Annotated in this window: 10 protein-coding genes and 2 pseudogenes; 6 read left to right on the top strand and 6 right to left on the bottom strand. The window is 61.2% G+C overall.

Features of this window, described 5'->3' with window-relative positions; translation table 11 throughout:
• Positions 1-124 precede the first annotated feature (124 nt).
• The 6 genes from VHC04_RS10710 (at position 125) to VHC04_RS10685 (ending at position 6,167) form a co-directional block, all read left to right on the top strand.
• Positions 125-901, top strand: a complete 777-nt coding sequence (locus VHC04_RS10710) for an enoyl-CoA hydratase (RefSeq protein ID WP_325680914.1) — start codon at positions 125-127, stop codon at positions 899-901.
• A gap of 196 nt (positions 902-1,097) precedes the next feature.
• On the top strand, positions 1,098-2,018 hold the full coding sequence (locus VHC04_RS10705) for a DnaJ C-terminal domain-containing protein (RefSeq protein WP_325680912.1): 921 nt from the start codon (positions 1,098-1,100) through the stop codon (positions 2,016-2,018).
• On the top strand, positions 2,018-2,332 hold the full coding sequence (locus VHC04_RS10700) for a hypothetical protein (RefSeq protein WP_325680910.1): 315 nt from the start codon (positions 2,018-2,020) through the stop codon (positions 2,330-2,332). Before VHC04_RS10705 ends, VHC04_RS10700 begins: the two co-directional genes overlap by 1 nt.
• On the top strand, positions 2,329-3,369 hold the full coding sequence (locus VHC04_RS10695) for an N-acetylglucosamine-6-phosphate deacetylase (protein ID WP_325680908.1): 1,041 nt from the start codon (positions 2,329-2,331) through the stop codon (positions 3,367-3,369). Before VHC04_RS10700 ends, VHC04_RS10695 begins: the two co-directional genes overlap by 4 nt.
• A gap of 119 nt (positions 3,370-3,488) precedes the next feature.
• Entirely contained in the window at positions 3,489-4,685 is a 1,197-nt protein-coding gene (locus tag VHC04_RS10690; RefSeq protein WP_325680906.1) for a class I SAM-dependent methyltransferase, read from the top strand.
• Positions 4,686-4,748: 63 nt separating this feature from the next.
• Entirely contained in the window at positions 4,749-6,167 is a 1,419-nt protein-coding gene (locus tag VHC04_RS10685; RefSeq protein WP_325680904.1) for a M20 family metallopeptidase, read from the top strand.
• 146 nt (positions 6,168-6,313) lie between these two features.
• Here VHC04_RS10685 and VHC04_RS10680 read toward each other — a convergent pair.
• The 6 genes and pseudogenes from VHC04_RS10680 to VHC04_RS10655 form a co-directional block, all read right to left on the bottom strand.
• Positions 6,314-6,463 (bottom strand): annotated as a pseudogene (locus VHC04_RS10680) (ATP-binding protein); the annotation flags it as partial.
• Complete coding sequence (locus VHC04_RS10675; protein ID WP_325680902.1) at positions 6,464-11,416, bottom strand: beta strand repeat-containing protein; 4,953 nt, start codon at positions 11,414-11,416, stop codon at positions 6,464-6,466. It abuts the pseudogene before it with no gap.
• Positions 11,413-12,204 carry a hypothetical protein gene (locus VHC04_RS10670; RefSeq protein ID WP_325680900.1) on the bottom strand — a complete coding sequence of 264 codons (792 nt, stop codon included), beginning with the start codon at positions 12,202-12,204 and terminating at the stop codon, positions 11,413-11,415. The genes VHC04_RS10675 and VHC04_RS10670 overlap by 4 nt, the downstream gene beginning before the upstream one ends.
• Positions 12,201-13,517 carry a hypothetical protein gene (locus VHC04_RS10665; protein WP_325680898.1) on the bottom strand — a complete coding sequence of 439 codons (1,317 nt, stop codon included), beginning with the start codon at positions 13,515-13,517 and terminating at the stop codon, positions 12,201-12,203. Before VHC04_RS10665 ends, VHC04_RS10670 begins: the two co-directional genes overlap by 4 nt.
• Before the next feature lie 1,178 nt (positions 13,518-14,695).
• Positions 14,696-15,109: a hypothetical protein gene (locus tag VHC04_RS10660; RefSeq protein WP_325680896.1), complete on the bottom strand. Its 414-nt coding sequence runs from the start codon at positions 15,107-15,109 to the stop codon at positions 14,696-14,698.
• A gap of 98 nt (positions 15,110-15,207) precedes the next feature.
• A pseudogene (locus tag VHC04_RS10655) lies at positions 15,208-15,506 on the bottom strand (hypothetical protein); the annotation flags it as partial.

Genomic DNA, 15,506 nt, shown 5'->3' with positions numbered 1-15,506 from the left:
GTCTGCCAGGCATCATTCAGCGGAGCGCCGCAAGCGCGGAGACGGCAAAATGATGCGGTTCCAACGAGGCCTGAACAGACATCCGTGGCCATGGCCGCGAATGTCTGCTTAGAACGGCGGCATCATGACCGATATTCTGCAGCGCCGCGATCACGATGGTATTGCCACCCTGACGCTGAACCGGCCCGCCGCGCGCAACGCGCTGTCGCTCGCGCTGATGGAGGCGCTGGACGCCCAGCTGCTTGCCATCGGGCGGGACACATCCATCCATGTGGTGATCCTGGCCGCGAACGGTCCAGCGTTCTGCGCCGGTCACGACCTGCGGGAAATCCGCGCCACGCCAACCCGCGACGCCTACGAGCAGGTGTTCGCCACCTGCTCCCGCCTGATGCTGCGCATGGTGCGCCTGCCCAAGCCCATCATCGCGCAGGTGCACGGCGTCGCCACCGCGGCCGGCTGCCAACTGGTCGCCACGGCCGATCTGGCGGTCGCTGCCGAATCCGCCCGCTTCGCCACGCCCGGCGTCAATATCGGCCTGTTCTGCTCCACCCCCATGGTCGCGCTGACCAGAGCGGTCAGCCACAAGGCGTCGATGGAAATGCTGCTGACCGGTGAACTGGTGCCCGCTCACCGCGCCCGGGACCTCGGCCTGGTCAACCGCGTCGTCCCGGACACCGAATTGGCGGAGGCAACACTGGCCCTCGCCCGCCAGATCGCGGACAAGAGCCCGCTGACCGTGGCGATCGGCAAGGAAGCCTTCTACCGCCAGGCCGACATGGACATCGAGGCCGCCTATGCCTACGCCGCCGAGGTCATGACCCGGAACATGCTGGCTCACGACGCCGCCGAAGGCATCGACGCCTTCCTGGCAAAACGCGCGCCCGTATGGGCGGGGCGCTAGGAATGTCGGGGCTCCGCCCGGGCCCCGTCAGGGGGGCTGTCCGCCACCCGGTGGACCTTGGGGACTCCCGCGACCAGGGCAGAGCCCTTTGGCCAGGATGCGGGGCCCAGGACCCCAGGACGCGGGCCAGGATACCGGCCGGTGCCCCGACACCCACTTGACCCTCACCCGCAAGATGGCCACGTAACGAAGTGACATGAGAGATCCCTATGACATACTGGGCGTGCAGCGGTCGGCCGATGAGGCGGCCATTCGCACGGCCTATCGGAAGCTGGCCAAGCGGCATCATCCGGACGTCAATCCGGGGAAGCCCGAGGCAGTGGAGAGGTTCAAGGAGATCAGCGCGGCCTACGACCTGTTATCCGACAAGGACAAGCGGGCGCGGTTCGACCGCGGCGAGATCGACGCGGAGGGTCATGAGATGCCACCGCAGCGTCCGTTCTATCGCGATTACCAGGAGGGGCCGGGCGCGGAGCGCTATGGCGCCAGCGGCGGCTTCTCGCAGGAGGATATCGAGTCGTTCTTTGCCCAGGCCTTTGCCCAAGAGGGTCAGGCCCAGGGTCAGGCCCATGGCGGCGGCCGTGGCGGCGCGCGGTTCAAGGCGCGCGGCCGCGACGCGCACTATGGCCTGACCGTCAGCTTCGTCGACGCAGCCAACGGCACGACGCGGCGGCTGGCCATGCCCGACGGCAAGACGCTGGACGTGACGATCCCGCCGGGAACCGAGGATGGGCACATCCTGCGCCTGCGCGGCCAGGGTGGTCCCGGCCTGGGTGGCGGCCCGGCCGGCGACGCGCTGATCGAGGTGGCGGTCGCACCGGACCCGCAGTTCCGGCGGGAGGGGGACGACATCATCGTCGAGCTGCCGGTGACCATCCGGGAAGCCGTTCTGGGCACCTCGGTCGAGGTGCCGACGATCCGCGGCCCGGTGCGCGTGACCATTCCGCCGGGATCGGGCACCGGCACGCGGTTGCGGTTGCGCGGCCGCGGCGTGCGCCAGGGGCATCAATTCGTTGAACTGCAGGTCGTGCTGCCGCCGGGCGAGGAGCCGGCCCTGGCCGAATTCCTGAAGACCTGGACCCCCTCGAAACCCTTCAACCCGCGGGAGGGCAAATAATGCAGATCGCGAATGTGCTGACCTTGTTCCCCGACCTGCGGGAAGCCGAGGTGCTCGCCTGGGTGGAACGCGGCTGGATCTGCCCGGCGCGGGACGGTGAGGCGATCCTGTTCGAGGAGATCGACATCGCCCGCATCCGCCTGGTGCGCGACCTGCGCTACGGCATGGCGGTGGAGGAGGAGACGGTGCCGCTGGTCCTGTCACTGATCGACCAGCTTTACGACCTCCGCCACCGCATGCGTGCCATCGCGCGGGCTGTCGAAACCCAGGACGACCGGGTGCGCACGGCGGTGCTGGACGCGTTGCGCGGGTGAGCCTGTTCCCGGGTTTGCATACCCCCGGGCTGGTCGACCTGCAGGTCAACGGCTATGCCGGCATCGACTTCAACGACGCCACCCTGACCGCGCCCGCGCTGGACCATGCCCTGCGTGCCATGCTCCGGGCCGGGGTGACCACCTGCCTGCCGACCCTGATCACGGCGGACGAGGCGACGCTGGCGGCGCGCCTGGCCGCGCTGGATGCCGCCGTCGCGGCCAGCCGGCTGGGGCCGCTGATGGTGCCCGGCTTTCATCTGGAAGGACCATTCCTCAATCCGGCTCCGGGCTACGCCGGCTGCCATCCGCCCGCCGCGATGGTAGCGCCGGACCCGGCACTGCTCGACCGCGTCGTTGCGGGCCGGCGCCGACCGGTCCTGCTGCTGACCCTGGCGCCGGAGCGGCCGGGCGCGCTGCGGGTGATCGCGGCGGCCTTGGCGCGCGGCACCGTGGTTGCCATGGGCCACACCGCGGCCGATGCCACGGTGACGGAGGTGGCGACGGCCGCCGGGGTTGTGCTGTCCACCCATCTGGGCAACGCCCTGCCGCAGCCCCAGCCGAAATTCCTCAACCCGCTGATGGCGCAGCTGGGGCAGGATTCGCTGTCCGCCAGCTTCATCGCCGATGGTATTCACATCCCGCCCGCGGTGCTGAAGGTGATGCTGCGGGCGAAGACCCCCGCCCGGTCGATCCTGGTGACGGATGCCACATCCGCCGCCGCGGCGCCGCCCGGGCTGTACGGTTTCGCGGGAATGCGGATCGAGCATGCCCCCGATGGCTCCGTCCGCGTGCCCGGCACCGCGACCCTGGCCGGGTCCGCCCTGACGCTGGACCAGGCGGTACGGAACGTCGTGGCGTGGCGCCTGACCTCACGGAACAGCGCGCTGGCCATGGCCTCGGCACATCCGGCTGCCCTGCTGGCACCGGCGTTGCGCCACCACGGCCTCTCCCTGCCGGCATCCGAGGTCATCTGGGATGCCGCCGGGCATGCGGTGCGGGTGCGTCTGGCGGGCGAGGACTTTTCCGCCACCTGCTAACCATGCGTTAACCTTTCCACGCCATATCTGCCGCAGCGAACACCGCTCGGATGTCAGGACCGTTGGACAAAACCGACCACCTTTCTGGCTGATTTCTGCTGGGAAAGGCCCGCCCGACGATGCTGACCGAACCGGAGGTCCAGGCTCTCCCGACGCCGCTGCGCGCCCCCCCGGCCTGCCGCCTGTGCGGCGCGCGCCTGGACCGCACGGTTCTGGATCTGGGGCGCGTGCCGGTCGCCATCGGCACAAGCGCGTTTGGGGCGCAGGACCGGCTGTGCCGGCTGCACGTACAGGTCTGCGAGTCCTGCCTGCTGGTGCAGTTGCCGGCGCCCGCGATCCTGCCGCAAGCGGCGACGCCATTCCCCTCATCCTCCGGCGCCGAGGACCAGGCGCGGCGGCTTGCCCGCGCCTTGACCCAGCGCCTGGGCCTGCATGAGACCTCGCTGGCCATCGAGATCACCGACACCCAACCGGAATTCCTGCCGCATTTCCAGACAATGGGCGTGCCGGTGCTGACCCAGACCAGCGGCTTCAACGCCGCCACCGCGATGGAGCTGGCGGCGCGGGCGGGCCGCGCGGACGTGGTGCTGGCGCGGAACGTGCTGCCCGGCGTCGCGGATCTGTTCGACTTCGCCGCCGGGTTCGCAGCGCTGCTGCGGCCCAAGGGCGTCGTCGTGCTGCAGGTCCCGCATTTGCTGCCGATCATTCAAGGCGTTCAGTTCGACGCGTTCCGGCCCGACCGGCGCTTCTACCTGTCGCTGCGGGTGATCGAGCAGCTGCTGCGGTCCGTCGGCCTGCGCGTTTTCGATGCCGAGAAACTGCCGGATGATGGCGGCTCGCTGCGGGTCTACGCCTGCCATCCGCGCGCGTCGCACACCGCGCGGCCGGCCTTGAAGGCAGTCCGAGCGGCCGAGTCCGCGGCGGGTCTGGATCGGCCGGAGGGTTATGACGGGTTTGCCGCACGCGTCGCCGTCGCCCGCGATGACGTGCGGGATTTCCTGGCCACGCGGCGCGCTGCCGGGCGCCGGGTCGCCGCCTATGGGCTGGCGAACCGCGGCACCGCGCTGCTGAACGCCTGCGGGATCGGCCCGACCCAGGTCGCCTGGGTGGCGGATCCGGACGGGACCGCCAAGGGCCGCTATCTGCCGGGAAGCGGGATTCCCGTGGTCTCGGTCGAGGCATTGACCGAGGATCGTCCCGGCGACCTGCTGATCCTGCCCTGGCCGCGCGCGGCGGAGCTGGCCGCCGGCTTGCAGACGCTGCGCCAGAAAGGAACGCTGTTCTGGATCATGACGCCGGCGATCCGGCGGGTGTAGCGGCGCTTGCCGGCCGCGGCGCCTCTCTGGCAGGGTCATGCCAACAGCCAAGGAACGACTCCCGTGGGTACTCGCGACGGCGCCATCGCACGTGCTCTGGCCGGTTTCGACAGCGGCGCCTTCCGCGACCGCCTGGCGGCGCTGGTGGCGATCCCCAGCACCTCGCAGGATCCGGCCCATGGTGCCGATGTCGGCCGCTACCTGGCGGAGGCGGTGCGACCCTGGCTCCAGCGGATGGGCTTCACCGTGGAGCTGCACACCAACCCCGCCGCAGGTTTTGGTCCGATCCTGCTGGCGGAGCGGCTGGAGGGGCCGGACCGGCCGACCGTGCTGACCTATGGCCATGGCGATACGGTGCGCGGCCTGGACGATCAGTGGCGCGACGGGCTACACCCCTGGGTGCTGACGCAGGAGGCGGATCGCTGGTACGGCCGCGGCACCGCCGACAACAAAGGCCAGCACGCCCTGAACCTGACCGCGCTGGAGGCGGTGCTGGCCGAACGCGGCGACCAGCTGGGCTGCAACATCAAGCTCGTGCTGGAGACGTCCGAGGAACGCGGTTCCGTCGGTCTGCGCGATTTCGTCCGCCAGCACGCCGACCGGCTGATGGCGGATGTGTTGATCGCGAGCGACGGCCCGCGCGTCACCGCCGAGACGCCGACCATCGCAACCGGCACCCGCGGCACCTATCACTTTGATCTGACGGTCAATGTGCGCCCCGGCGGCGTCCATTCCGGGCATTGGGGCGGACTGACGACCGATCCGGCCATCGTGCTGTCACATGCGCTGGGCTGCATCATGGACCGGCACGGCACGATCCTGGTCCGCGACTGGCTGCCCGGCGACGGCGTGCCCGCGTCGGTCCGCGCGGTGCTGGACGGTTGCCCGGTCGGCGGCGGCGAAGCGGCGACGATCGACCCGGAGACGATCGACCCGGCGACGATCGACCCGGACTGGGGCGAGCCCGGCCTGACGCCGGCCGAGAAGATCTACGGCTGGAACAGCTTCATCGTGCTGTCCCTGCTGTCCGGCCGGCCGGAGAATCCGGTCAATGCGGTGGCCCCGAACGCCGTCGCGCACTGCCAGATCCGCTACACGGTGGACACCGACCCGGCGACGTTCGAGTCCGCCCTGCGCCGGCATCTGGACGAGCACGGCTTCCCGGACGTCCGGATCGAAAACGCCGGCATCCGCATGCCGGCCAGCCGCACCGATCCGGCGCATCCCTGGGTCCAATGGGCCGCCGCCAGCCTGGAGCGCTCGATCGGCAAGCGGGTGCAGGTGATCCCGAACTCCTCCGGCGGGCTACCGGGCGACGTGTTCGTGGATTATCTCGGCGTGCCGCTGGTCTGGATTCCGCACAGCTACAATGGATGTGGCCAGCACGGGCCGGACGAGCATCTTCTGATCGGCACCGCCAGGGAGGGGTTGGTAGGTTTTTCAGGTATTTGGTGGGATCTTGGGGAGAGGCCGACGCCATAACGAAGATCGAGGAAAGGCAGCCGTGGCCGGCGTTACCCCACCAAACCATCCACCTTTGCGCCGCGGGTGCCTCAGCGGCTGCTCAGAGACCCCGTGTCGTAGAGATTCGACCCGGCAATGCCATCGAGGATTGACCCGCCTCATGGTTATGATTTGGGTCTTATGATGGAATCAGGGGCACCGCTTTCTCCTTTTCGCTTTTGGATCTTTTGCGCCGAACCGCTTTTGAACCTGAAGCGGCCATTGCCGGTTTCGAGGACGTGGCAATGATGGGGGAGGCGATCGAGGAGCGCTGTTCAGTGCACCGAATTTGTTGCCAGATTGACAGTGAAATCAGATGACGGTGTCGAAGCCGAGGCGATCGGGACGGCCGGTGCGCCGGCAAAAGACGCCGCCGACTGCACAAGAAGATTCGTACTAGTACTGGACAGTCTGGCCGGCCCGTAAAGTGCCTGAATGTTGGTGATGTCATTCTGGTCCAATGTACGGTTGCTCGTTCCCAGCTCGGCGTACATGATCGAATCTGGATCGGCGTTGTCAGCCAGCCCCAACATGTGACCGATCTCATGCAAGGCGAGCTGCTCCAGGTCGACGCCCGACGAGAGATAACTGAGATGGCCGTCTTGACCCAGGACGATGGGGTCATCCGATGGGTCGTCAAACTGGATCACGCTGCTGGTCTGAAGATCGCCACCGCTTTCGTTGGCCAGCGTGCAGCCCATGAGGCCGGTGGTCGTCGAGTTCAGGTCGTAAAAGCCGATATGGATATTCGCTGACGTGCCGCTGGCCGCTTGCTGGAACTGGATATCGGCCACGGACGACCAGATCTGAAAGGCATGTTCAATCGCAGCCTGATACATGGGATCAATCGCTCGGGTGACAGGTGTATCCGCCCCCGCGTTGGCAAAATCCCAGGTCACCGTCGTGCCGCTCCATGTCATGCCTTCATACGGGGATAGGGCAATCGCAGCGGATGGCGTCTCAGACGCCTGGATGGCCTGACCGGCCACCGCCAGGGCGTCTGATGCCGCCCCCGATATGGCGGAAGGCGTGGAAAATTCAGCGATCGAGCTGAGATTCGGTTGCTTGCTCAAGGCGCCCGCGGCAAATCCGTCATCGACGTCAATGCCGTAGGCGATGGAATATAGCGTGTCATCCAGGCCGTAATCATACGACGCCCCGGAATAAATGGTCTGATAATTGTCTCCGGTATCGTCAACCCCGTAGATATTGTCCCCCGTATTGATTCCGTTGTACTGGGCATATAGATTATTTCCGAACACGTCATCTTGGGTTCCGTTGATGTAAATACCATCACCACCGCTGCCATAGATGATATCATTGGTGCCAAAGATATCGACCATCGGGACGTTGCTGCCGATTTTTATCGTTGCATTACTTTCATGGATCGTGATCCCGTTCTCTCCCTCGAACACATTGGTCAGTTCGCCGCTGTTGGTCACTGTGATCTGATCGTTGGATTGCAGATTCAGGGTCCCGGCGGTTCCACTCAGTGTCTCAGAGGTCGCGGCCGCGCTGAAGGCGGTCACGGTATGCGCGCCGTTCGCAATGACCTGGTCGTCATTGCCATTGATGGCGATCTGATCGTCGTGGCCGAGATTGAACGTGTTGTTGCTGCCCGTGATGCCTTCACCGGTCGCCGCGGCGGCGAATGTTACCGTCGCGCTCATCGCGTTGATCGTCTCAGCGTTGCCATTCAAAGACAATTGATCGTCGTGATCGAGGTAGAAGATGTCGTTGCTGCCAGTCACGGTCTCACCGGTTGCCGCGGGCTCGAACGTGACCGTTCCCTGCCAGACATTGACAATGTTCCCGTTGCCGTCGATGGAGGCCTGGTCGTCATTTCCGAAGTTGAACGTGTTATTGCTTCCGGTCACTGTCTCGGATGTATCGGACGCGGCAAACGTAACCGTGGCATTCGCCGCGTTGATGTCTTCACCGTTCCCCGTGATGGATACCTGGTCAGAGGCGCCAAGATAGAGGGTGTTGAGACTTCCGTAGACCGTAAATACGGTGTTGGCCAAGGTGGCGATCTCACCGTTCGACCCGGCGATCGAATAACCGGAGCCACCCAGCAAGCCGACATAGTCCCCGGAACCATCCATATTCACGGTGTCGAAGCCGCCAGCCACATTGAACGCGACGTTCGCGGCTTCGTTCAGTATGTCACCCGTCCCGGTCAAGGATTCACCCTGCACGCCCGCCAGGGTGTTGATGACTTCATTGTAAGCCGTGACCGAGTCACCGCTGACGAGGAAGCCGATCGCGCCGCCCGACCCGTACACGGTCGCGCTGGCACTTACGCCGAGATTAACCGTGTCGCCGCCGACATCGCTATTGACCGTATAGCTGCCGCTGGCAAGAACCACCTGGGATTCGTTCAGATTGATCGTATCGAAGCCCCCCCAGATACCGAGAATATCATTCGTGGATTCATTGATCGTGTCGCCCGTGCCCGTCACGTTGTCGTTCTGGACATTTGCCAGGGTGTTGATCGTCTCGTTGCTGGCGATGACGGAATCCAGACTCACGAGGAAGCCGATCGATCCATTCGAACCATAGACCGTGGCGCTCGCCCCGGTGCTGAGATTGACGGTATCGCCGCCGTCATCGCCATTGACCGTGTAGCCGCCGCCGAAGAGCCCGGCATAGTCCGCGGTCCCATCCATGTTGATCGTGTCTGAACCACCGGAGACATTGACGGAGGTATTGGCGGCCTCATTCAAAGTGTCGCCGGTGCCTGTCAGATTCTCGTTCTGATCACCGGCGATGGTGTTGATCGTTTCGTTGCTGGCAGTAACGGAATCCCCGCTGACGAGGAAGCCGATCGCGCCGCCGGAGCCATTCACGGTCGCGATGGCGCTCGTGCTGAGGTTGACGGTGTCGCCACTCCCATCGCCGTTGACCGTGTAGCCGCCGCCGAAGAGGGTGGCGGTATCCGCCGCCCCGTTCATGTCGATCGTGTCGTTGCCACCGGATACGGCGGCGGATGTCCTGGACGCCTCGTTGATGATGTCCCCGACACCGCTGTCGGTCAGCGCGTCTCCGGCGGCGGTCGTGACCGTCACCGTATTGCCCGACACGATATCGGTCGCGTTGGCGGTTCCCAGGGTGAGCGCGTCTCCGGCCGCCGCATGGATGGTCAGGCTTGTTCCGTCAACCGTATCTGTTGCGTACGCGGTATTGAGGTTCAGGGTGTCGCCGGCAGCGCCGGTCAGGATCAGGCTCGTGCCGGTCACGGTTTCGGTCGCGTTGACCGTCAATTCGGTCAAGGCGCCGCCAGTCCCGAAATTGTCGATGTCCCCGGTGCCGGTCTGGGTGACCGTCGCGTTCGCCGCGCCGGTCATCGTCAGTCCGCTTCCGTAGAGGAGCTCAGCCGTACCATTGAAGGTGATCTTGTCGCCGGATTCTCCATAGGCACTGGCACCATTGCCAAAGATATCGGCATTCGTTGAGGTGCTGGTGGCAATGATGGTGCCGCCAGTGGCATACGCCACGTTGAACCCACTGCCCATGTCGATGGTGCCGCCGGCGCTGGAGCCGACGGTGTCTTGCGTCCCCTGCAGAATGGCTGTGTCGCCCGTCCCGATATTGATCGTGTCCAATGTTCCGGTCGCGGTGATCGTCTCCGATGCCCCATTCTCATTCCCGGTAATGCTGTTGCCCTGCAGGATCGTCGACGTCCCGGAACCAGTCTCGACGAGTTTTCCGCCGTTCAGGAAGTCAGTTGTGTCACCGATTCCAGAGATGGTGATGCTATCGCCAGCAGCGGCGGTGATCGACTCATCGCCACCATTGACAGTTAGATTACTGTTTGACGTCGTGTCCTCAATGAATCCACCCACACTCAACGTATCGGTATCGTTGTTTCCAGCGTTGGTGATGATATCGTCAACGCCACCGTTGATAATGTCGCTGTTGCCGATGGCATCAATTGCGGCAGTGCCGCCAGCGGTGATGTTGTTGTCGCTGCCATCGACCGTCAGCGTGCCGGTCGACGCCACGGTTGCCGCGACGGTGCTGCCGTTCAAGGTGGCCGAGGAATCCAGGCCGGACACTTCGACGGTGCCCCCGGGTCCGACATTGAGCGCGTTAAGTTGGCCGATGGAAATCACTGTGCAACTGCCGATGTCGCCGTTCACAACATCGGCAGTGCCATCGATCAACATCGTGTACTTGCCGGCGCTCCCGTCGACGGTGCCGCCGTTGCCCAGCTCGATCAGAAGGTCATTGCCTGAGCCAGCTTGGAGGGTGGAAGCGCCAAAGCCGATCTCGATGGCGGTCGTTGCGGTGCCGCCTGACAGGAAAGCGCCGTACTCAGACTGCACCACCGCTGTCCCCGCCAACTGGATGGTCTCGGTGTTGGAGGAGGCGTCCGTAACGGTAATAACTGTCTGCGTTGGCGACGTCGATGACAAACCCGTGGTCACCGAGTAGTTCAAATTGTCATTGGTAGCTATGTTTTGATAAAGACCATTCGAGGCGTCGGCGACCTGATAAGAGCCGTCATTGTTTTCGCTTATCGTAAAAAACATGGGCGAGTAGGCAGCGCCATAGTGTCCGACAGCCTCTAGATCCAGCCCCATGATGGTTGCGGCGCCCGCCATACCGTTCACAACGCCTACACTTCCAACCGAGCTTTCTCCAGCCCCCAAGAGGTTCATAAGCGATGTGCTAAAATTCGCGGCTGACAGGTTTGAGAATTGCGGCGCGGTAGTAGACGATACCTCGGCAGATGTCGCTGCGCCAAGAGTGAAGTCCTCACCAAGTACAGTGAAGGGAGTGCCACCCCACGCTGTGATTGGGATGTCGAGATTCCCAAATACGTTGTAGTGATCGGTAGCTACTTGCGATAACGTCGGAACTTGTCCTCCGGACGTACTGATCCCGTTGAAATCTGCCGTCGCAAGCTGCAGCGCAAGATTGGTCTGATAGGAGGTCCCGTTCGATACGGTGGAGTTCCAGGTGGCCGCTCCGACCGCACTCTTAACTTGCTGATTCGCGATCACACCACTGCCCGTGTTGTTAAGCACTTGCAACGCCAACCCCGCGTAGCCGCGCATTAGGGCACCCGTACCGGGATTATACTGTTGAACAGAGTAATAGGTGTTAAGCGCGCTGATGACGCCTTGACTGTTCCCAGCGGCCGCAGCCGCGTTGGCTTGACCTATCGCTGCTTGCATCTGGGTGATTTGCGTTGATGTATAGTAAACACCCGTCGTACTCATTGACAAACTCCTCGGGTTGGCGGGTTTTGCAGGAATTCTGGGCTGGTAAACCTATCGATCAGCTTTCGCACGTTCGAATCGATCGTCAAACCTGTTTTCAGATCGTTGTCGATCCACGTCCGGCTGTACCAGTATTGTACAAGAAGCTTCGAATGCACTAGTTCACGCACAGCGCAACTTGGAAACGGAAAGAAATTGGGGGCATCACTCCGGCTACATTCGAAAAAAAACGCTGGTTTTGAACCTTCCAGTAGGAATATTTCTCCAACGAAAAGGGCTGGATCGTCGAAAACAACAAAACCGGGCGAGGCATGATGATGCCTGACTGCGGTTACCCCGTCATCCACATATCGATGGTACGACTCCGCTTGCGCCAAGCGCATCGCCAAATGGGCATCCCCAGTCAATTCGCTCGGGCCGATCCGGTCGATGCTAATGACGATCGTATCTCCGAGGTGATGTTTCTCGAACTCGGCGGCGTTCTCAGGTGTCTTTGGCTCCAAGCACGGCAGTAGCGCTTTGATGCGGATGTATCCCATCTTTGACTGGAACCCATCCCAGGTATCCAAATAGGAAACTGGTACGTGGAATTCGAGATTACCTATCCGCATTGTTCGTACTTCGGCCGAGCTGGCGGATGGCGTATTGTTCGCCGATAATGGAGTTGCTGATGGATTACTAGTTTGCAGCTTTAGGGAATCGCTCCTATTCTGCGTCGATTGAGCGTTCGCACTTGTTAGAAGAAGTCCTTGTATGACCATGGCGATGCCAAGTTGAGTGAGATTCATCTCTCTCTCTCCCCATCATGCACGTAACGCTGAAGCGGCGACAACAGATACGACATCACACTCCTCCGTCCTGTGGCATCGATCGTGCCGCTGTTGCCAGCGGCGATGTCGTTCGAATTGCCGCTGACCGTGGCGCTGCTGCTATCGGAATTGGCGACTGTCCCGCCAGAACCGATGATGTCGGAGAGCCAGCAGTCGTTGTCGGCAGTCCAGGCGGATCCTCCAAAATCCATCGTGTTGCTATTACCCAGGGTTATGATCAACCCACCCGAGGCAATACTCCCCGAACCACCGTTACCGATCAGGAAAAAGATGTCCTGTCCATTGCCCGTCGCGTTGAGATGCGCCTGATCACCCCCGACGGCGATGTTCAGACCGCCTCCGCTGATAGCGGCGCTATTGGCCGGATTGAATGCGTTCGCGACGTTCGCTAAGCTGGAGAAGTCGAGTGTTTGGCTCGTCCCAGAGGCGTCTGTCGTGGTTATAGTTGTAGTTGGGCTGGTGCCCGGTTTGAGGTCGATCTGGACGTCGGTTCCAAGGACGTTAGAGGTGCCAGCTTGACTGAAGAACTGGGTGGTTGGTCCAGATGCTCCTAACGTCTGACTGGATATTATTGCTACTTCAGTCAAATCGCCAGATGAGTCGATTGACGTTGTATTGACGATCGATGATGTTTGTTGTGATTGCAAGTTTGCATTGGCAAAGCCTAGATTTATATTAGCTTCGTCCTGCTTGGAAAGACCATAATCTCCTTGTGTATCAAGTGAGGATAATCCCGAGAGTTGGTCCAGAAGCGACACAATCTGATTATGTATGCCGCCCCCGAGTTGGGCGGCATCAAGTGGCAGTCCACCTCCCGCGGTGGTGTAGCCAAGATAGTAGGACGCACCATCAATGAATGCTGGAACGTGAGAGGCCGCAGGAACCCCATAAAGAGTGCTCCGTTGCAAGTCCTGTGATCCGCCAAGCATAAACGCGCCGGTCATCATCCCCAGAGCCGTACTAAAACCCGTGGCGCCAGTCGGGTCAGCCAGATAGGACTGGCTGATAGTGGACTGGATCTGACTAGCAAAACTCCCTATTTGGGTCTGTAACGTTGCGGGTACAACAATATAGTTGTTGGGGTTGCTGACAGATCCCGTCTGCTGATTATCCCCCGAGCTGTCACTGTAGGTGGCATATTGCTGCGATCCTCCTGGTATCGGGTCAACCACGTAGGTACCGTTGTTCTTCAAGTACGTGGCCGCAACATAACCTGTTGTAGTACCGTCCGTATCGGCCAGCGCCTTAACATAGAATATTGGGTCAGACATTGCGTTGTCCCTTCATTGTTCGTTCGTAGTTCGTAGTGGATCCCTACATAGGGATTGAAGCCGCATTTTTCGTTTGTTCGAGACGGCATAGGGCCTGTCCTCCAACGGCCGCAGCCTAAGATCGGCACGCGTATCGCGTTGCCAGTAATCGTGAGAGATTAATAGTCGGTTCGGTCCTCATCCTGCCAATTGAAATGTATCACATAGAACGGTCCAGTTAATCGTCGAACATCGAGTTTGATGGCTGCAAGTACTTTCCCGTTTGGAAGCGACTCGGCTGCGACCTTCCACTGCCGTGTTCTGCGCGCGACGGGCCACGCAATCTGGCCGGATGTATCAAGCATTATGTAGTCATAATACTTAAAGAAATATCTGTCCATACGCTTACATATTCCAATAGACTGGACATTGTCGTCGGTAAGGAAAATAATAGGGCTGCATCGCTTGGAAAAATCGCCCGAAAGAAAAGCCATGGTTTGAAACCCGATGTCTTGTACGAAGAAGAACTGGTTACCACCGAACCGAAAAGCGAGAGCCAATAAGAGAGGAAGGCAGCAAATCCCGCCCAATTTCCATTGTCCTCGGAGGAATGAGAAACCGCCGTATAAAGTTATGAAAAGGATGTAAATCCAGAATACGAGAAACAGATACGTTGACAGCACCGTGACATACCAAATCAATGGCACTAACACGATGGCCAGGGACGACGATAAGAGGATTATGATCGCTTTATATTTCATTTGTTACTAGTCTCTCTTCCCGCCGTTTGTCCGTCATCTCTCTCTCCACCCTTCATGCGCGTAGCGCTGTAGCGGCGACAGCAAATACGACATCACACTCCGTCGTCCCGTTTTGATCTCTGCTGTCACCGCCATGCCTGGCGAGAGCGGTTCGACACGACCATCGATCGTCAACGTTGAATGATCAAGCGTGACATGGGCGACGTATCCGCGACCCTCCGATGGCCGCTCATCATCAACCGCACCTTCGTCCCGCTTTCCTTTACCCAGCGGGTGCTCGGCTGTTGATCGCTGACCAATCCCGACTGACTTGACATGCTCAGCCCGCCGCAGAATGCTATCAATCGTTCCTCAATGTAGAATGTGCCCCTTGAAGACCAAGCCAGTCCGAAACGTATCACAAATCCCCTAGCCGCGACAGATCGCGCATATATATTTTCAAAGACCGGTAAGGCCTCTGGAGACTGTCACCGTCGTGATTTTACCGCTTTGCGGGTCTGGGCGCGCAACGACAGCCCATTGGGTGGTAATAAATATGCCAGAAAACTTATAAAGACATGCGACAAACGGTCCAAACCAGTCAGCACCCCGATTGCATTTCGCGCCAGATGATTTGAAAAACGTCTCGAATTCATCCACATTGGAACCAGGCGGAAATAGACGCTCCGCTTCAGCCTGAGCTTCCGGTACCCTTCTGTCATTCGGAAGAGACTCGAAATACCGATAGCTGAAACTCTTTTGACCCGCAGTCATATCCACCTCCAGATAAGATTGGTCTGCTGCTGGATGACCTTGCACCAGCGTTACACATCCACGTAAAAGCAAACACCCCGCCACAATGTATGATTCCATCTGCGTGTTCTCACTTTGTGGTTTGTCCTCCAATGGCCGGTATTACCCAGGGCCACGCGCAACAACCGGCACACGACTTCAAGTTTGGATAAATGATTTCATCTCTCTTTCCCTCCATCATGCACATAACGCCGCAGCGGCGACAACAGATACGACATCACGCTCCTCCGTCCTGTTTTGATCTCCGCCGTCACCGCCATGCCTGGAGAAAGCGGTTCGACACGGCCATCGATCGTCAACGTCGAATGATCAAGCATGACATGCGCGACGTATCCTCGATCCTGCGGTGACCGCTCATCATCAATCACGTCCTCACCCTGCTTTCCTTTACCCGGCGAGACGCTCGGCAGTTGATCATTGACCCGATCCCGGCTGACATCCACCACCCGCCCATGCA

The sequence above is a fragment of the Rhodopila sp. genome (assembly GCF_035548095.1).
GTDB lineage: Bacteria > Pseudomonadota > Alphaproteobacteria > Acetobacterales > Acetobacteraceae > Rhodopila.
The sequence above is the reverse complement of the archived record's forward strand: the minus strand, read 5'-3'. Positions and strand labels throughout refer to the sequence as shown.